This is a genomic window from Pseudomonas sp. NPDC086278, assembly GCF_050280905.1.
Classification (GTDB): domain Bacteria; phylum Pseudomonadota; class Gammaproteobacteria; order Pseudomonadales; family Pseudomonadaceae; genus Aquipseudomonas.
Genome location: NZ_JBNNWE010000114.1, coordinates 1 through 18,998 on the forward strand (window position 1 = coordinate 1; position 18,998 = coordinate 18,998).

The 18,998-nt window shown below is 60.2% G+C and carries 11 protein-coding genes and 1 pseudogene; 2 read left to right on the plus strand and 10 right to left on the minus strand.

What is annotated here, in order from left to right:
* The 3 genes from ACQKP4_RS25250 to ACQKP4_RS25260 all read right to left on the minus strand — a co-directional run.
* Nucleotides 1–438, minus strand: a 438-nt coding sequence (locus tag ACQKP4_RS25250) for a GNAT family N-acetyltransferase (protein WP_427636596.1), incomplete at its 3' end; no start/stop codon positions are given.
* 17 nt (nucleotides 439–455) lie between these two features.
* Nucleotides 456–902, minus strand: coding sequence for an N-acetyltransferase family protein (locus tag ACQKP4_RS25255; protein ID WP_427636598.1), 447 nt, complete (start codon nucleotides 900–902; stop codon nucleotides 456–458).
* A 9-nt stretch (nucleotides 903–911) separates the two neighbouring features.
* Entirely contained in the window at nucleotides 912–1,535 is a 624-nt protein-coding gene (locus ACQKP4_RS25260) for an FMN-binding negative transcriptional regulator (RefSeq protein ID WP_427636599.1), read from the minus strand.
* 90 nt (nucleotides 1,536–1,625) lie between these two features.
* Here ACQKP4_RS25260 and ACQKP4_RS25265 point away from each other — a divergent pair, with 90 nt between their 5' ends.
* Nucleotides 1,626–3,173 carry a PLP-dependent aminotransferase family protein gene (locus ACQKP4_RS25265; protein WP_427636600.1) on the plus strand — a complete coding sequence of 516 codons (1,548 nt, stop codon included), beginning with the start codon at nucleotides 1,626–1,628 and terminating at the stop codon, nucleotides 3,171–3,173.
* Between the two features lie 12 nt (nucleotides 3,174–3,185).
* Here the strand turns inward: ACQKP4_RS25265 and ACQKP4_RS25270 are convergent, their stop codons facing one another.
* From ACQKP4_RS25270 to ACQKP4_RS25300, 7 genes are all read right to left on the minus strand, one after another.
* Nucleotides 3,186–7,706, minus strand: coding sequence for a dermonecrotic toxin domain-containing protein (locus ACQKP4_RS25270; protein WP_427636601.1), 4,521 nt, complete (start codon nucleotides 7,704–7,706; stop codon nucleotides 3,186–3,188).
* Nucleotides 7,707–7,771: 65 nt separating this feature from the next.
* Entirely contained in the window at nucleotides 7,772–12,334 is a 4,563-nt protein-coding gene (locus ACQKP4_RS25275) for a hypothetical protein (protein WP_427636602.1), read from the minus strand.
* Between the two features lie 150 nt (nucleotides 12,335–12,484).
* Complete coding sequence (locus ACQKP4_RS25280; RefSeq protein WP_427636603.1) at nucleotides 12,485–13,585, minus strand: polyamine ABC transporter substrate-binding protein; 1,101 nt, start codon at nucleotides 13,583–13,585, stop codon at nucleotides 12,485–12,487.
* 16 nt (nucleotides 13,586–13,601) lie between these two features.
* A complete protein-coding gene (locus ACQKP4_RS25285) occupies nucleotides 13,602–14,630 on the minus strand; it encodes a histone deacetylase family protein (protein ID WP_427636604.1) in 1,029 nt (342 codons plus the stop codon).
* A 163-nt stretch (nucleotides 14,631–14,793) separates the two neighbouring features.
* The gene (locus ACQKP4_RS25290; protein ID WP_427636605.1) at nucleotides 14,794–15,792 is read right to left on the minus strand and encodes an AraC family transcriptional regulator; all 999 of its coding nucleotides are present in this window, start codon (nucleotides 15,790–15,792) and stop codon (nucleotides 14,794–14,796) included.
* 181 nt (nucleotides 15,793–15,973) lie between these two features.
* Nucleotides 15,974–16,978, minus strand: coding sequence for an asparaginase (locus tag ACQKP4_RS25295; protein WP_427636607.1), 1,005 nt, complete (start codon nucleotides 16,976–16,978; stop codon nucleotides 15,974–15,976).
* A 140-nt stretch (nucleotides 16,979–17,118) separates the two neighbouring features.
* A complete protein-coding gene (locus ACQKP4_RS25300; protein ID WP_427636608.1) occupies nucleotides 17,119–18,567 on the minus strand; it encodes an alanine/glycine:cation symporter family protein in 1,449 nt (482 codons plus the stop codon).
* 343 nt (nucleotides 18,568–18,910) lie between these two features.
* Between ACQKP4_RS25300 and ACQKP4_RS25305 the strand changes: the two are divergent.
* Nucleotides 18,911–18,998 (plus strand): annotated as a pseudogene (locus ACQKP4_RS25305) (hypothetical protein); the annotation flags it as partial.

The window sequence follows — 18,998 nt, forward strand, 5'->3', positions numbered from 1 at the left end:
CCACTCCAGGCGACGATAGCCCAGCGCAAAGGATTGCTTGGCCAGCAAGTAAACCGCTTCGGTACTTTTCGGCGAACGCTGCATCGGCGCACCGAAAGTGACGTGGCCGATTTCGATGCGGCCCTGCGCCGGGACGATCGACATCAGGCTGAGGATGCCTTGCACCTCACCGCTGGCCCGGTCGATCACGCTGAAGAAATACGGGTCGCTATTGGCCGCGTGGTTGTTCAGCCAATCGTTGAATGCGCTGCGCTCCGGGAAGGGGCCGTACGGCAAATAGTCCCAGAGTTTCGGGTCCGAACCCGGGCCTTGCAGGGCTTTCCACAAACCCTCGGCGTGACGTGCCGGGTCGAGTTTTTCCAAGCGGATAAAACGCCCTTCGAGGGTTGTGACCGACGGCGGCGGGACGCCTTTCCAGTCCGCGAGTGAAGTCGACATGCTGTGCTCCTTGAACCTTAAATGGCTTTGCGAAACTGGATGAAACCGGGGCGTTCGGCGATGCGCTCGTAGAGCTGGATCGCGGTGGCGTTGGTTTCGTGGGTCAACCAGTGGACTTTGCCGCAACCGTCCGCCTTGGCGGTGGCGTAGACGAATTCGATGAGCTTGCGACCGGCGCCGGTGCCACGGGTTTGCGGATCCACAAACAGGTCTTGCAGGTAGCAGGAGTTTTCGATGCTCCAGTTCGAGCGATGGTAGATGAAGTTCACCATCCCGACCGCAGCGCCATCGACCCACGCCAGCGCCGAATGCGTCAGCTCACTCGGGTCGAGCAGGCGTTGCCAGGTGCTGTCCGTGACGGCCTCCGGCAGTTCGGTGTTGTAGAAGCGCAGGTAGGCTTGCCACAGCGGCAACCAGGCGGCGTGATCGTCGGCGGTGACCTGACGAATTTCAATCTGACTCATGTTCATTCCTTAACGCATCAAGTGGGCGAGGGCCTGGTCGTGCACATCAGGGCTGGCGGCGAGCCCTTCGCGTACGCCGGCGATGTCTGCGGGGCTGCGGTTCTGGCTGAGTTTGCGTTTGCCTTCCAGGCGCTGGACAGGCAGTGCGAAACCGACGATGGCTTTGAGCATGCCATCGATGTAATCGGCGGGCGCGTCGGCCACTTTCCACGGTTGGGTCCGACTCGCTTCGTGGCGATCCGTCAGCGCGCTGACCAGATTGAGCAGGCGCTCGGCGTCGGTGAACACCTCGGCGGTGCCATAAGCGTGCACCGCGACGTAGTTCCAGGTCGGCACGACTTTGCCGTGCTCGGCTTTGCTCGGGTAAAAACCCGGGCTGACGTACGCGTCGGCACCGGCAAAAATCACCAGCGCTTCGGCGCCATCCTGCAAGTCTTTCCATTGCGGATTGGCCCGGGCGAAGTGGCCGTAAAGGGTGCCATTCGGGCCTTGCTCAGGGTTGAACAACAATGGCAGATGACTGGCTTGCAGGCCTTGCTCGCCATGCGTGATCACCATGGCGAGGCGGGTCCCGAGTATCTGCCGGTGCAGTTCAGCGAAATCGTTGATGGCAAAACCGCTCGGGTTGTACATGGAAAAACTCCTTGGCGAATGCGTTCATCCTAGGCAGGCTATTGGCTCGTTGTAAGAGCCAATACCGACGCATTTCATAGGTCCATTGCCATGACCGATACGCCACTTTCCTTGTCATTCAACCCGGCCGGTATCGAACTTGATCGCCGCCAGGGGTTGAGTCGTCAGCTCTATCAGGCGCTGCGTGTGCGGGTGCTCGACGGACGCCTCGCCAGCGGCACGCGACTGCCGGCCAGCCGAGACCTGGCAGCGGCGCTGGCGATTTCCCGTAACAGCGTGGTGCGGGCCTACGATCAGCTGTATGCCGAAGGGTTCATCGAGGGACGAGTGGGTGATGGGACTTATGTCGCGCAGTTACCTCAAACCGCACTTACCGCAAAAAAACTATCCACAAATCTATCCACAGGGTTGCGCACAGGCTTATCCACAGCCTTATCCACAAAACCGCTGAATTTACCTGTGGTTTCATCCAGTAAAGTTATCCACAACGCTGCGTTGAGCCGCGTCGAAAACAATCATTTGGCCGCGCCACCCAGTGGTCCGCCCCGGGCGTTTCGGGTCGGCGTTCCGGCATTTGATCTGTTTCCATTCGAGGTGTGGGCCAAGCTGAATGCGGCTTTCTGGCGCAAACCGGATTTGCAGCAGCTGTGTTACGGCGACCCGGCGGGGGACGAGCGCTTGCGCGGCATGATCGCCGCCTATTTGCGCAGTTCCCGGGGCTTGCAGTGCTCGGCTGAACAAATAGTGATCACCAGTGGCGCGCAACAGGGAATAAGCCTTTGTGCACAGCTGTTGGTGGAGCCCGGCGATGGGGTGGCGGTTGAAAATCCGGGGTATCGGGCCGCCGGTCATGCGTTTGCCGTGGCCGGTGCCCGATTGCACGGGGTGGCGGTGGACAGTGAGGGCATCGATTGCCGCGAATTGGCCGGGCTCAGTGATTGTCGGTTGGCGTATGTCACCCCGTCGCATCAATACCCGACCGGGGTGGTCATGAGCCTGGCGCGGCGCCTTGAATTGCTGGCCTGGGCCGAACGCGCCCAAGGCTGGATCGTCGAGGATGACTACGATGGCGAATACCGTTACAGCGGCGCCCCGCTGGCGCCGTTGGCGGCACTCGATCGACAGGGGCGGGTGTTGTACGTCGGGACGTTTGGCAAAGTCGCCTTCCCGGCGTTGCGTCTGGGTTATCTGGTGTTGCCGCCAGCCTTGGTGCAGGCGTTCTCCCAACGTCGGGCGGTGGATGTCCGGCATTCCGAAGTCAGCACTCAAGCGGTGATGGCCGAGTTCATGGCGGCCGGGCACTTCCAGCGACACATCCGCCGCATGCGCCGCGCGGCCCTGAATCGGCGCAACACGTTGCTCGCCGGTTGGCCTCAAGACATTCCGGGCATCGGCAGCCTGCCGAGTGTCGCGGCCGGGCTGCATCTGACCGTGATGGTCGACTCGCAGGCCCGTGAACGCGAGTTGATCGACAAAGCCGCCAGCGTCGATGTCGAGATCAATGGGCTCAGCAGCTATTGGTTGCCGGATTCGCAAACACCCCAGGACCAGCGTGCCGGGCTGGTCTTGGGATTCGCGGCGGTGCCCGAAGCGCAGATCAGTGACGCACTCGGGCGCTTGGCCAAAGTCTGGCGTTGAACCGTTTGCACCTCAGGCGTTGACCGACGGTTCCAGGTCTAAAAACAGTTTGCGCAGCGCAGGGTCGGTTATTTTGCGCAAAAAGCCATCGATGGGTTCGACGCTCGTCAATGTCTCCCGCAGTTCCGGCTTGAGCGTATCCAGATAGTCTTCCGAGACTTTGAAATGAGCCGTTGTGGGGTTATCCGCCGGGCTCTTCAGGGTTTCATAGTGGAAATGCGCGACCCACAGCGCCGCGTTGTTGTTTGTCTTGTCGAGAATCCGGTATTCCTGGAAAAAGTCGCCCAATTGTTTGGTGCGGATTCGTCCGCGTTTGTCGCGGCGGATTTCGACCTGCCGGTTTTCATGCATCCATTTAAAAATGCTTTGTATGGGTTTGCGTTGTTTGTACAGGTTCGCTCGAACGCTGACGCCTTCTTTGCGCAATTGCCTGGCAGCCTCGCGCAGCTCAAGGCTAAGGGTGGCGACCGGAGGGTGGCTGCCGTCGGCGTTTTTGATCCGGATCATGGCCTGATCAACATCGGCGGCACTCTGTTCCAGTTTCAGTGCTTTTTGATCGAACTCATGCTGGATATCGGCGGGTATGCGTTTTGGGCGCAACGCGTCTTTACGGGCACTTTCCATAAACTGGCTGACCCCCAGGTTCAGATCGAGACCAGCGTCGATGATCTCCAAATCTTTCATCTCCGGCACTGGCTGTGGGTAGGCCGCAGGTGTGAATGGCTTGAGCGGATCATCCGCAGGTTTTGCCGCTTCATTTTTAGCGGGTTCGCGTGGCCGGCTCTTGCTCACTTTGATCGGCGGACGTGTGGCGGGTGGACGTGCCTGACCTGCCGGTTTCTGCTCGTCGGACGGCCCTTCTTCCGGCAGCAGGCGCTGGAGCCGGTCTCGTGACAGTTGTGCAAACTCCTCGAACAGGCTGCGCAGATGGTCGAGTTGTGATTGCTTGAACAGGCCGGGGTAAGTGCCCGGCAATTCCTGAATGCGCTGATCGGCGTCGGCAAAGACCTCGGCAAGGTCGCCGAGAAGTTCGATAGATTCCTGTACAGCGGTTTCGACGACGGGTGTTTGAATCAGGTCCGCGATCTGATGCGCGGCACTGCTGGCGCTCATGACAATGTTGCCGATGGCGCGGCGGGCTTCGGTCATGCTGGCGCTGGCCTGCTCTTGCAGGCAGAGCTCCTGGGCCATGCCAATTTCGTTGGCTTTAAGTTGCAGCGCCGTGAACGAAGGCATCAGCCGGGAGATCTTCATGGCCTCATTGATGCCCGGCCGACCTGCCTCATTCATGCCTTCGAGCGTGGCGTGCGAGAGGCTCAATTTGTCGAGCATCTGGTGGCTCAGTTCGGTCGCCGACTGAATATTTTCAACGTACACCGTTCGGGTTAACGGCTCTGACGATGTGGCCGTTGTCAGTACATCGGTGGTCTGGACGTATTGGTATTTCTTTACCGTGAACCAGAGTGCCAGGTGCTTTTGCAGCTCGGTGCTCAGACGCAGCAAGTCGAAGGTGTAGCCTGCCGTGCCACCAAGGTTGCGCCATTCGCGCAATTGCTCAAGCGCTTGTTGGTACGAGGTGATCATCCCCTCCAGTTTCTCCAAATAGAGCACGGACAATCGATCGTAAACATCCGATCTGGCGGCCAGCATGTCTTCTTGCGCTTTTTCCACCTCGGCTTTCTTCGCTGCTTCCTGGGACTTGAACGATTGCAGGGCGTTTTCCAGCGCCTGTTTGCGATGCTCCTTGGCCGCCTTCATCGTTTTGAGTCGGCTTTTTGGCCCACCGCCGCGCAAGCGTAAACGCAGATCAAGCACCCATGCGCCGTGGCTGGAGGTCAGCAGCGGGCCAAGTCTGGCGTGATCCTGAGGGTGCACGATGTTGACCTGTTCCTCTCCATCCACCGCGATGTTGAACCAGCGATGGGCAACTTGTGCGTAGGTCTTTTCGTTGATCTGGTAAAGGTGAGGAAGGTCTTTATTGAGGATGGTCAGTTCCTTGTCGGAGAGGTCAGGCGCCTCGACCTTGAGTGTGTCGAGGTAAGTCTCCAGCGCCGAGGGTGTGCGTCGCGGAACCGAACCGGCGACCTCGAGCGCGCTGCAATGGGTGATTGGCAGCTCCGCGCCAAGTGGCTCGGGATTCAACGTGATGATCGTTGGCACCGGCTCAGGGATTGGCGTTTCGACGACCCCCGGGCTGCGAGGTTTGCTCGATAACGCTTTGCGCCGTATCACCACGTGATGACTGAGAATGATCCCCACGGTCAGTAAAATATCCGCCACCGAGGTCCACTCGATAAGGCTGTCGCCTTTTTCTCGCGCGTCGATTGCCTGTTGCAGTTCGTCGATGGTCTGCCAAAGCCAGACCGCTGTTCCGACGGTCCCGCTGAGGAAATTCGTGGTGACGTTGAACAACGCCCAACTGCTGTCTTTCAACAGCTTCCAGCGCTGTTCGGCGTTGGATGCTGACTGGCGGTCAGCCAGCTCGACCAACGCTTTGGCATTGCTGGTGAACAAGGCCGACATGAGGTCGCCGGTCATTTCGCTGCTCTCTAAAACCACGCGACCGAAGCGGTCGATTCGCTGCGACGGGTTTACCAACTGCTCTGCCACCAGCCAAGGGGAGGGCAGACCGATGGGAAACACATATTGGGCGTACTCGAAGCTCAGTGTTGCGTTCGGCAGCCAGGCCAGCACCGAGTTCCTGAGTTCGCCGGGTTGGTGCAGCGCATACAGCAAGTTCTGGCGCGACGGAAACTGTAACAGCGGCTGATCGAACATCGGCCGGTAGAGCAGACATGGGCCGTTTTCGGCGTCGCGAGGATTGATGATGAACATGTTCGCGACGGTGTCACTGGAGCTGATCAGGCGATGTTGCGGCGTCATCATCAGCGGATAGAGGGCAATGGACTGCGGCGCATCGGGGGCGGGATCAAACAGGTCGCAAACGTATCGGTAGCCTTGCTCATCGATACCGCATTCCTGTTTGACCTTCGCCTCAAGTGCCGTCAGCGGCAGCAATAAATTTAGCTGATCGCGGTAGAAGTCTTTCTGACGTCGGGACTTCACAGGATCGTCGATCAACGCGCTCTTGATGAGCCTGGGATAGACCTCGCCAATATTGACGCGTGCGGCCACGGTGGTGAGGAACGCGGGTGTGAGCCAGTCCGGCATGGGCTGCGCGTGTTTGAATGACAGGGTCGCGAGGTAGGGCGCCTCGTTCTCCAGGGCGAAGTCAGCGAGGGTTTCGACGCGTTGATCGAGCGGGTTGGGTAGCGTCAGGTTGTTCACGGTAAAACTGTTCGTGATCTTGATCTGCAGTTGGTCCAGTGGAAGATCCGCGGCACCGACAGCGCTCGGATCCGCGATGATCGCTTCTCGCATCAGCCGTTGCGCATGGTCACTGATGGAAGGTATCTCGTCCCGGGTGGCCTTGCGGGCGGGTTGGCGATACAGGTTGCCCAGCCCGGTGAGGTAGCGACTGTAGTCTTGTATGTCGCGCGTCGATCCGTTGCGAAGCCATTCGGGTATCGCCGCCACCAGTTGCTTGAATCGCGCCTGCTCCCGCGTGTCGAATCCGGATTCGGGTTCCACCTCTTCGTCAATCGGCCCCTCCAGAAACCGCAGCGACTGTAGGGCATCGAGTTGTGACGAAATGATCGCCCAGGCGATGTGATCGAAGACATTGCCCTCAGGCTCATACAGCCGCCATTCCAAGGTGCGCCCTTGTAGAGCGTCTTCCAGACGCGCGGGCAGCGAGTCCCCCAGTTGTGTCATCGAGCTGAATGACTCGTAGCCGTTTTCGATGGTGTACATCGTCAGCAGTTCACGTTGGCGCCAGGTCGCCTTGAGCACCAGCGCCCCCCCGATCAGCCAGTGGCTGGCGACATCATTTTCCAGGGTGTCGAGGTCGATCAGGCACGCCTGGATTGACGACAACTCGCTGTCCATGTTTTTTCGTGTGGCCTTGTCCGGGTCTTTGAATACCTCCCGGGCCATTGCGCATTCCGTGGCGTCCCATCCCTTGACCGTTTGTATGCTCAGTGCCTTGCGCAACGAGTCGGACAGCTCTGCCCAGCGGGCAATGTGCTTTCCCTTGCCGTTCCAGAAGTCCAGTTGCCGAGCCTGAAAATCGACGAACAGCAAGGGTGCCCTGTCGTTGAGGAGCCCGGCGATTTCCTCGATGCTGACCGCCAGGTGAATGGAGTTGTTACCGGCGGGCAGGTCGGTGAGGAAGTGTTCGCCTTCGAGATAGTTGGCCGTTGTGCCATCGAGTCCCTGCCGAAGGAGCGCATGGGTCAGCGACTCGAAACCGATGGGTTGTGCCTCGATGCCATTGTTTTTCACCCGCCATCGAGGCGTGCCGACAAGCGCTGTATCGGGGTCGATGTCCAGTGTCGGATAAAGCTCTTTCAAGGCCAGGCGCAACACGTGTGACGCCACTTCATTGAGTGTCGGGCCGTGGCTGGTCTGGCTGACCAGATCACTTTTTTCTTCGAGCGCCGAGGCGGCTGTCGGGGCATTGCTGTCGGTCATGATCGCTTCCTTGCGATGGGATTTACACGGGGCCACGGGGTGAGTCTTCAGCGAGGTCCGGACCGCTATTTGAAGAACAATGCGCTCGCCAGCCGGTGGTTGATTTCTGCACGATAAATGGCGATCGACTGAAGATTGTTGCTGTTGCCGTGTTTTTCGTAGGCACCTCCCAACCCACGCTGCTCAATGGTCTTCAGGTGAGCAGCGGTAAAGTCCTGCTTCGGCGTCTCGTGTTTTGGGTAGTGAAAATGTGCGTACCAGAGCACCTCGCGCGTTTTTTGATCGCGGATCTCGTACTCATCCATAAAGTCCTTGTGCCTGCCTTTCAGGCGCAGACGACCCTGGGTCTTGGTGATAGTGATCTGGCCTTTGCTGTGCAGCCACTCGACACGACCGGCCATGGGCGGTTGTCGTTTGGTCATGCTGATGCGGATTTCGCGGCCTTTTTTGTACAGGTCCAGCGCTGCATCGTTGAGCTGTTTGGCTACGGTGACGGCCGATACCGAGCCGCCCTCGGTGGCGTTTTCGTCCGTCAGGGCGTTCTGGATCGCCTCGCTGGCCCTTTCCATGCGGTTAGCCTGCTGATGAAACATTTCCTCGATTTCCCAGGGAATGCGTCGCGCGCCTTTTGAGTGGGCCTCGGTTCGGACGGTGAAGTCGGGCAAATTTTCCAGCAACGTTTCTCCGTTGCGAATACAGGTGTTCAGCATGGGTTTGCTGGTAACCGGCGCGAGGGTTTTGGGCGCTACATGTTCAACCCAGACGCCGGGTTTTTTTTCATGGAACGTGGCGAGGACTTTGCCGGTGAGCGGGGACACCACGTCCACCAGGTCGGCATCGGTCACGCCTGCGCGCATTCTGGATTTTCCAACCACGGCGCCTTTGAACCGCGTCTTGATGAGGCGTTGCGGTGCGACCACGGGGCGAGATGGCCCCGGTGCCGGTTCGAAGGTCTTGCGCTCACTGAGCAAGCCCGCCAGTTTTTTCACCGCCCCCTCGTTGAACACGTCGATACGCTGGCGCATCACGTCCAGTGACGGCTGCTGAAACTGCCCTTGATACTCGCCAGGCATGTCGGCAATACGTTGGTCGATGGTTGCGAACTGCTCCACCAGATCACTGAGGCCGTCGATCCGTTCGGCCAGCCCAAGCGTGTCTTCATCTTTTATGAGGTCCAGTGACGACTGGATGGTGAGGCCAACGTCTTCGACGAGCGTTGCCAGCGCTTCGCCGGCAGGATCGGTGGCGACGGTGCCGGTGTCATTGAGGCAGAGCTCTGGAGCGAGACTGATCTGAAACAGCTTCAGGTCTTGCAGATCAAACGCCGGCAGTAGTGCCGTGTGTTCCCCGGCAATTTCGGCAGCCTCTCTGCCCAGTCGTTTCAACTCTTCGATCCGGCCCTTGGCAAACTCGATTTTTTCGATGAATCGCTGAGTCAGGTCACTGGTCTGTTGATGCGTCTGGCGTGGCGTCTGGCCGTGTTCGCCCGGCTCGTTTTCAAGCAGGGCCAGCGAGCGGCGCATGCAGGTGCCGAAAGCAGAGGTTTGCCGGTGGAACCACTTCTGCGTCAGCGATAGTTGCTGGTCCAGGCAACTGACCATGACGGCGCGGTAGTTTTGAACGGATTCCATCGCGTTGAATGCTTTGAGCTGATCGATGTACACGCCGTATACCGCCAGCTGTGTTTCCAGCGTTTCGATCAGTTGCCGACCATTGGGGTCATCGACGCCCGGCGCCACTGGAACGGCGGCTTTCTCGGCCGTTTCGAGCGCCGTCTGCAGCGTGGCTTTGTGAGTGTCGAACGTGGTCAGTTGTTGCTTCAACTCGGCTTTTCGCCGTGCATTTTCCTGCGCCAGTTCTTTGCGGCTGCGGCCTCCGCCACGCAATCTGAGGCGAGTGTCGACGAACCACTCTCCTTTTGACGAATGGGTCAACAGCGGGCCGGTCTTCGGCGGGGACTGGCGGCTATCGATGAGTTGAACATCCGCATTGTCGTTGAGGATGACTTCGAACCAGCGTTGGCCGGACTGGGCATACCATTTCTGATTGAGCCCACTCAAAAATTGATGAGGCCCGACCTGGGTCGAGGGACTCGCCAGGCCTTCGGGTTTTGCAATGGCCAGCTCGTTTAACAACCCCCCCATACTCGTACGCGCGGTTGCGCCATGGGTATACAAGGAGGTTTCGTGAGCCGTCGGCAGCGTCTGCGTGGTGATATCGGGCAGCTGGGTCACGGTGATTTTCGCGGGCAGTGCTTCCGGGGATTTCTCGACCGGCGTCGGCATTTCCTTTTCCAGGGCTCGTGGCGCCGCTTCGTTGCGCGTTGCCGCGTGATGGGCGAGCACCATGCCCAGTGACAGAAACAGATCGGTCAGTGCCGCCCATGTGTCTTCACTGTCGCCTGCCTCGCTGGCTTCATTGGCTTCATGCAGGTCGTCCATGATCTGCCAGATCCAGGCCGCCGCCCCGGCTGTTCTGCCCATGAAGGGCAGCGCGATATTGAACAGCACCCAGGCGCCTTGCTTGAGAGTCGCCCAGCGATTTTGCGCATTGGACACCGACTGCCGGTCCGCCAGGGTGATCATCGCGTTGGCATTGGCGGTGAACACTGTTTGCAGTGAAGGTTCTGCGAGGGGCGTCGCTGCAAGAGTGGCCGCGCCCATCATGCCGAGCGCCGACTTCGGGTCGACCAGCCATTGCGACAGTGTCCAGGCAGACGGCAGCTGACCGGGGAACACGTACTGTGAGTAGTTGAATCGCACGTCGTCGGGCAACCAGGCCAGGACCGACTGGCGCAGTGTCTGCTGGTGTTTGATCGCGTACAGCAGGTTGGCTTCGCAGGGGTATTGCAGAAGCGGTGGGTCGAGCAGCGGGCGCAAGAGCAGGCAAGGCCCTTTGTCGACGAGTCGCGGGCCGATGACGAACATGTTGGCGACCTCATCGGCCTTGTTGTCTGTGCGCCCACCCGGAATGAACGCCAGCGGTCGAATGACAATCTCCTGGCCGTTCACATAACGGTCCTTGAGGTGTTGCTGCATCGCCGCGACCACGTACTGGTAGCCGATATCGTCGATTCCCGCTTCGCCGCGAATCTTCTGCTGTAAAGCCTGAAGCGGCAGCTGGATGCGCAGGTGGCGGGTATAGAGCTGCTGTCGGCGCAGGCTTTCATCGGGATCGGCGAGGAGTTTGCTTTTGATCAGGTCGGGGTAGGTGCCCCCGATGTCGACTTTTGTGACGAGCCCGTTCAGATATTCCGCCGTCATCCATTCGGGCGCGCTATCGCCGCCGGTGTAGCGCACGGTCTGCACCCCCAGGGGACTGGCCGTCAGTTGTCGCAGGGCCAGTTCGACCAACGACAGCGTGAGCGTTTGTGTTCTGCCGGGCACGATTACTGCGCCGAGTACCTCCAGGCTGGTGGTGCTGATCTCGATTTCACTCAGCCTCAGCGCCTTTGCGGCCGACTGATCCTTGATCTTCTTGTCGATGATCATCTGATCGGTCAGGGCTTGCAGGGTAAAGACCGGGAGAGGGGCGATACCTTCGTCAAAGGATTCCCCGGCGTCCTGTTCGCGCAGCAGGGCCAGGTCCATCAAGTGACGGCTGTAGCGGGTCAGGTCCGCGGGCAGGGCGTCGAGCAGCCAGTCAGGCAACAAAGGCTGGATCTGGCTGAAGCCCGTTTCTTGAAAGTCCTTGAGGTTTCTGGCCCCGGAACTGAGCTCCGGTGTCAGAGAGCGTGCCGAGACCATGTCGGCGAGCTGGCCGATGGCATCGATTTCGAGCGCGATCAACGCACAGGCCTGATGGTCGAAAAAATTGCCCGAAGGTTCATACAGGCGCCAGCGTAATGCGCGCGTGCCCATCTTCGAGGTGACGCGCGCGGGCAGCGTTGCAGCGAATGCCTGGAGCGAGTCGTAGTGCTTGAAACCCTCGGTGATCGAGTGACTGATCACCAGTGTGCGCTCACCTGCCGTGCCCACCAGCACCGCCAGGTCCAGCACCCACATATGCCTGTCCGGGTCGTCGATGTCGACCAGGCACGCCTTGCTTTTGTACTTGTCGTTGCGCCGTCGTATGGGCATTTCAGGACTGCTGAACAAGCCGTTTGCCATTGCTTTCTGGTCCGCGTCCCAGCCCGCCGTTTCCTCGACGTTCCAGAGGTTGCGCAACGAATCGGAGAGCTGATGCCAGCGCGGCGTGAATTCTTTGAGATGTTGATTCCAGTACTCAAGTTGCTGCTCCTGATACGCCACGAACAGCAATGGAATCTGTTGGTTGATCAAACGCCCGATGGCGTCGATTTTTACCGGCAGATGCTTTACCGGAATGACGTCCGGTTGCAGGGTCAGAAAGTGTTCGCCGTCAATGTAGGTCGCGGTCTCGGCGGACAGGGTGAGCCGCACCAGCGCATCGGTGAGTGACTCGATCCGGCTGGTGCCGGGGGTGACCTTTCCATCGGTAATGTCCCAGACGGGCGTTACCACCATGGCTTGTGCCGGATCGAGGCTCAGGCCTGGGTACGCGGTGGCGAGCACGGCGCGCAATGCCGTCGATGCGACCTCCCTGATCGAGGGACCGGTGACCAGTTGGCTCAATACGTCTTCGGTGATGGTGGAAGGGCTATCGGTCATGGACATTTCCTTTGTACCAATGAGGGCGCTGATCACTGCGCAGCGTTTGTCACGGCAAGGTAGAGGGCCGCCGACGGCAAGCGGTGGTAAATAGTTATCGCAGGCAAAAAAAGACCCGCGCAATGGCGGGTCTTTGGTTTTCACGTTGTTTCAGGTGCCGGACTTGATCTTGGTCCAGGCCCGCGTGCGCGCACGTTCGGCATCACGCGGCAGCGGTTGCAGGGTATAGAGCGTGCCCATCGCCGCTTCGGTCGGGTACAGGTTCGGGTTGTTGCGGATCGCCGGGTCGACCAGTTCGGTGGCGTCCTTGTTCGGGTTCGGGTAGCCGACGAAGTCACTGATCGGTGCGATCACCTGCGGTTGCAGCAAGTAGTTGATGAAGGTGTAAGCGTCTTCGGTGTTCTTCGCGCCTTTTGGAATGGCGAGCATGTCGAACCAGATCGGCGCACCTTCCTTGGGCAGGCGCATGTCGACGGTCACGCCGTTCTTGGCTTCCTTGGCGCGGTTGGCAGCCTGGGAGAAGCTGCCGGAATAACCGACGGCCACGCAGATGTCACCGTTGGCGATGTCGGCCATGTATTTGGAGGAGTGGAAATAGGTGATGTACGGGCGGATTTTCATCAGCAACGCTTCAGCCTTCTCGTAGTCCGCCGGCTTCTTGCTGTTCGGGTCCAGGCCGAGGTGTTGCAAGGCCAGCGGCAGGATCTCCGACGGCGAGTCGAGCAGGGCGACGCCGCACTGCTTGAGCTTGCTGATGTTCTCTTCCTTGAAGATCAGGTCCCAACTGTCCACCGGTGCATTCGCGCCCAGGGCGGCTTTGACCTTGTCCGGGTTGAAGCCGATCAGGATGGTGCCGTACATGTACGGCACGGCAAATTTGTTGCCGGGGTCGTTGGCTTCGATCAGCTTCATCAACTTGGGATCAAGGTGATTCCAGTTCGGCAATTTGCTGCGGTCCAGCGGCTGGAACACCCCGGCCTCGATCTGCTTGGCGAGGAACACGTTGGACGGCACCACCACGTCGTAGCCGGAGTTGCCGGTCAGCAGCTTGGCTTCCAGCGCTTCGTTGGTGTCGAAGATGTCGTAGATCAGTTTGGTCTGGGGGTTCTGCGCCTTGAAATCTTCCAGCGCTTTGGGGGTGATGTAGTCGAACCAGTTATAAACGCGCAACGTCCGCTCTTCAGCATGGGCGGCGCCGCTGAGCACCGTCGCGCAGAGCACCGGTGCGATAAAACGCTTGAGTCTATTCATTGTTGTTGTTTCCTCGTTAAGCGCGTTCGAAACCTTCAAGGACGTTCACGGCATTGATGCCGATTTCCTCAACCGCGTAGCCGCCTTCCATCACGAACAGCGTCGGCACACCGAGCTTGGCGATGCGCTCGCCCATCGCCAGGTAATCCGGGCTGTCGAGCTTGAACTGGGAGATCGGATCGTCCTTGAACGTATCGACGCCCAGGGACACCACGACGATGTCCGCGCCGTATTTTTCAATCTCTTTGCAGGCTTGTTCCAGTGCGGCGCTCCACATGTCCCAGCCGCTGCCGGCCGGCAGCGGGTAGTTGAAGTTGAACCCTTCACCGGCGCCTTCGCCGGGTTCGTCTTCATAACCGAGGAAGAACGGGAATTCGGCCTCCGGGTGGCCGTGGATGGAGGTGAAGAGCACGTCGCTGCGTTGGTAGAAAATCGACTGCGTGCCGTTGCCGTGGTGGTAGTCGACGTCGAGGATCGCCACTTTTTTGTGGCCCTGATCGAGGAAGGCTTGAGCGGCAATGGCGGCGTTGTTGAGGTAGCAATAGCCGCCCATCAAATCGCTGGCGGCGTGGTGTCCCGGCGGACGGCAAAGGGCGAAGGCACTGCGCGCGCCGCGCTGGATGGCGGCCTGTGCGGTGAGCGCGACTTGCGCTGCGCTGTACGCGGCTTGCCAGGTGCCGGCGGTGATCGGCGCTCCGCCGTCGAAACTGTAATAGCCGAGTTGGCCGTGCAGGCTGGTCGGCTTGATGGGGCGCAGGGTGCGCGCCGGCCAGGTGTAGGGCAGCAAGTCGCCATCGGTATTGAATTCGGTCCAGCGTGCCCAGGCACCCTTGAAGAAATCGAGGTAGTCGCGGCTGTGGATGCGCGCAATCGGCTCGAGGCCGAAGTCTTGCGGCGCTTCGACCGGTCCCAGGTTCTGGTGTTGCACGCGTCGCAGCACATGGTCGGCGCGCGAGGGCATCTCGAAGCAGGGCTTGAGCTGCCCGTCGATCAATTCACAGCGGCCGTGGTGCAGGTGGTGATCGTCCGAGTAGATCGTCAGCATTTCTTGTTCTCCGCAGGCGGGGTCGGTTTGAACACAGTCTTGCGGGACACAGCGTTTGAGAAAACGGCAGAAAAGGCCAAAAGGGGATTTATATGGCCAAAAACTCTGACCGAAATTCGCCCCTTATGGGCGCGTTGAATGCCGGGCCCGCTCCCACATGGGGCTATCCGTGGGGTCTGAACTGGCTCGGCGCGACGCCGCTCCAGCGCACAAACGCGTGGCGGAAGCTCGCGGTTTCGCTGAACCCCAGCGCTTCGGCGATCCGGTAAATCGGTATCTGGTCTTCACACAGCATCAGCTTGGCCTGTTCAAAGCGCAGCTCATCGAGCAATTCCTGATAGCTGCAGCCCAGGTCCTTCAGATGCCGGCGCAATGTCCGCGCGGAACAATTCATCTGTTCGGCCAGCCCTTCAAGGCCCGGCGCCGCGTTGAGTTGAGCGCGCAGCAGTTGGCGAATCCGCCCCAGCCACGCCTGACGCCCGGTGAATTCGGTGTTCTGTTTGCGGCAGCGTTCGGCCATCGCCTGATGGGTGATGACATCGGCAAGCGGCAAGGGCTGATCGAGCCAGCGCCGGTCGAAGGCAAACGCGTTGTCCCGTGCCTCGAAGTGCACGGGGCAGTTGAAGTGCTCGGCGTAGGTGGCCTGATAGTCCGGCGCCGGGTGTTCCAGGCGCGCGGCGAGCAACGGCAGCGGATGCCCGAGCAAGTCGTCGCAGATGACTTTCAGCGACACCAGGCAGAACTCGGCATTGAACACCGCCATGGCCGGGCTTTCGCGGTAATCGGCGGCGACAAACCAGACGCGCTCGCCGTCGTCTTGCAGGCTCAGCTCGAAAACTGTTCCCAACAGTGCGGGATAGCGCATCGCCAAGCGCAAAGCGTCACCGAAGGTGGCACTGGTGAGCAGCGCATACCCGAGTATCCCGTAGCACGAAACATGCATGCGCCGACCCAGTTCCAGGCCAATGTCGCGCTTGAGCGCGACCGCGTTGGCGCAGACCTGCATCTCCTGATTGGTGGTGATGCGCGTGTCCGCCCGGCTCAGGTCCGCCGCGCTGATGCCGCTTCCGGCAAGCAGCGCTTCGCTGGACAAGCCTTCGGCCTTGAAGGCGTTGAGCACCAGCGAGACAGCATTGAGGGTGGTGAGGTGGGAGTGGAGCATGGGCGACTTCCAGCCAGGTGATGGCTGGAACGCAGCAAGTTGTATGCCGGGCGATGAACCGGTGGGGGCGACGGTGCGACGTTTCGACTTGCTCGCGAAGGCGGTGTGTCAGTCAGCAGCAATGTTGAATGATGGACCGCCTTCGCGAGCAAGCTCGCTCCCACAGAGGTTTTGTGTGGGCTCAGATGAGTTCGCCGCAGAGGTCGAGTTCGATCAGGCGTCGTACTTCAGCGTTATCCAGGCCGGCGCCCAGCAACCCGTGCAACTTGCCGAACGCTGCTTCACGGGTCATGCCGCCACCCGACAGCACGCCAACGCCACGCAAGCGGCTGCCGGCCTCGTACACATCCAGCTCAACCCCGCCTTCATGGCACTGCGTGACCGCTACCACGACAACACCGTTGTCTCGTGCCCGCGCCAGCGCCGCCAGAAACTCGGGATTGTCGCTCGGCCCGGTGCCACTGCCGTAGCACTCCAGCACCAAACCTTGAATGCCGCTGTTGAGCACACCATCGAGCACCTCGGCGCCGATGCCGGGGAACAACGGCAACACGGCGACTCTCGCCAATTGCTTGTGCTGGTTGTAGTTCAACTGCGCTGGCAGCGACGTGGCCTTCACGCCGCCGCCCTGACGCTCCAGTCGTTTGAATGGGTGCCGACCAAAACTGCGGACTTTGGCGCAACGCGTCGGGGCCAGCCGTTCGCCGTGGAAATACAAATGAACGCCCGGCGCCAGGCCATGGCCCAGGGCAACCAGTGCGCCGCCGAGGTTTTCCCAGGCATCGCTATCGGTCACGCCGGCCGGCAGCATCGAACCGGTAAAGCACACACGGGCAGGCAAGCCGAGCAATTGAAAACTCATGGCTGCGGCGCTGTACGCCAGGGTGTCGGTGCCATGCAGGATCAACACGCTGTCGCAGCCCTGCACATCCACCGCATCGACCACGGCTTCGCGCAGTTGCTGCCAGTAGGCCGGGCTCATGTTGGCGCTGTCGATCAGCGGCGACATTTCGCGAAAGCGCCACTGCGGCACTGCCAGCTCAGGCTGGCTGTGCAAGTAGTCGCGCATCCGCGCTTCGAAACCGGATGCCGGGGCCAGGCCGTTGGCGCTGGCTTGCATGCCGATGGTGCCGCCGGTGTAGAGCACCATGACGTGCTGGGCGGCAGGGTAGGTCGAGGAATTCATGGCGATCTCCGAGAACGATGACGTCCCCTGTGGGAGCGGGCTTGCTCGCGAAAGCGGTGTATCAGTCGACATCAATGTTGAATGAACAATCGCCTTCGCGAGCAAGCCCGCTCCCACAGGGGGTTTCGCACTTTAACCGATCAGCGTTGCGCTGCGGGTACGCCTTGCGGCTCGGCTTGGGCTTTGGCGGCCGCCGGCGGGTTGGCTGGCCAGGCTTTCAAGTCCAGGTCCAGGTCCGGGAACTTGCTCGAATCGAACACCGGTGTCTTGATGCCGGCAGCGCGCTGGTCGTCATAGTCGCGCAGGATGCGCATGCCGACCTTGAACAGCAGGAACAGCGCGATCAGGTTCACGAACGCCAACATCGTCATGGTGATGTCGGCGAAGGCGAACACGGTGCCGAGGTTTTCGATGGCGCCCCAGAAGATCAGCACCAGCACCAGGGCGCGGTAGCCGATCAACGCCTTGCGGTTTTCACCGAGCAGGAAGCGCAGATTGCTCTCGCCCAGGTAGTAGTTGTAGAGAATCGAGGTGAACACGAACAACGACAGCGCCACGGAAATGAACATCCGGCCCCAGTCACCGACCACCGCCGCCAGCGAGTTCTGAGTCAGGGCAATGCCGTCGCCTTCGAAGCCTGGGGTGTAGAAGCCCGACAGCAGGATCAGCAACGCGGTGCAGGTGCAGATCACGAAGGTGTCGAGGAACACGCTGAACGCCTGGACCACACCTTGTGCCACCGGGTGCTCGACCGAGGCCACGGCGGCGACGTTCGGCGCACTGCCCAGGCCGGCTTCGTTGGCGAACACGCCACGCTTCACGCCCATGACAATCGCGCTGCCGATCAGGCCGCCAAAGGCCTGGTCCAGACCGAAGGCGCTTTTGACGATGGTCATCAACATGGCGGGAACGTGGTCGAATTGCAGCACGATCACGTAGATCGTCACGCCGATGTACACGAGGGTTTTCACCGGCACCAACAGGTCGGCGACCTTCGCGATGCGCTTGATACCGCCGATGAACACCAGCCCCAGCAATACCGCCAAGGCGATGCCGGTGTAGGTGGTGTCGAGGCCGAAGGCGTTGTTCAGCGAGTGCGTGACGGCGTGGGATTGCAAGCCGTTGAAGGCGAAGCCGAAGGTGATCAGCAGCAGGAACGCCATGATCATCCCCAACCAGCGTTTTTGCAGGCCGTGCTGGATGTAGTAGGACGGGCCGCCACGGTAGGTGCCGTCGGAATCGCAGCGCTTGTAGAGCTGGCCGAGGGAGCATTCGAAAAAGCTGCTGGACATGCCGACCAGCGCGGTCACCCACATCCAGAACACCGCACCTGGCCCACCGAGGGTGACGGCAATGCCGACACCGGCGATGTTACCCGCGCCGACGCGGCCGGCGAGGCTGAGCATCAGGGCCTGGAACGAACTGAGTTGCCCGGCGCTGCTTTTCAGGCTGTCGCGGAACACCGCGAACATGTGGAAGAAGTGGCGCAATTGAACGAAACGCGAGCGGATCGTGAAGTAGCTACCGAGCCCGACAATGAGCACGATCAGTACTTTCCCTGAGAGGAAGTCGTTAATGACTTCGAGCATGGAGTATTCCTCGCTGTTTTTTGTGTAGGCAAATGCTGGGCGGTTGGAAACATCGCGTTACACCGCAGTGCGCATGGCACAACAGTGAGGCGCCTATTCGTCCCGGTCCCATTTCGCAGGTTTGTTATTAGTTCGGGTTTCGCATGGGTTTGGGCCTCGTTACCGACGACCGCTCATGCGAAGAGGGGCGGCACTATACCTAGGCTGGTGCCGTCCGTCTGCACAGTTTCGGTGCAAGCGTTGTAACGAAGCGTTTGAAACACCTGACGTTATCGGCGTCGGGCTTATGTGAACGCTGCTTTCCTGTGTGAGCTGGCTTGCTCTCACATTGATCAGCCGGACGCGGCGGATGCTCGCGGTGCGCAGCCAGTCCAAGGCCTTTGGGCGCGGCACCCTGAAGATGCTGTCGCCGAGTAACCGACGGATTCTGG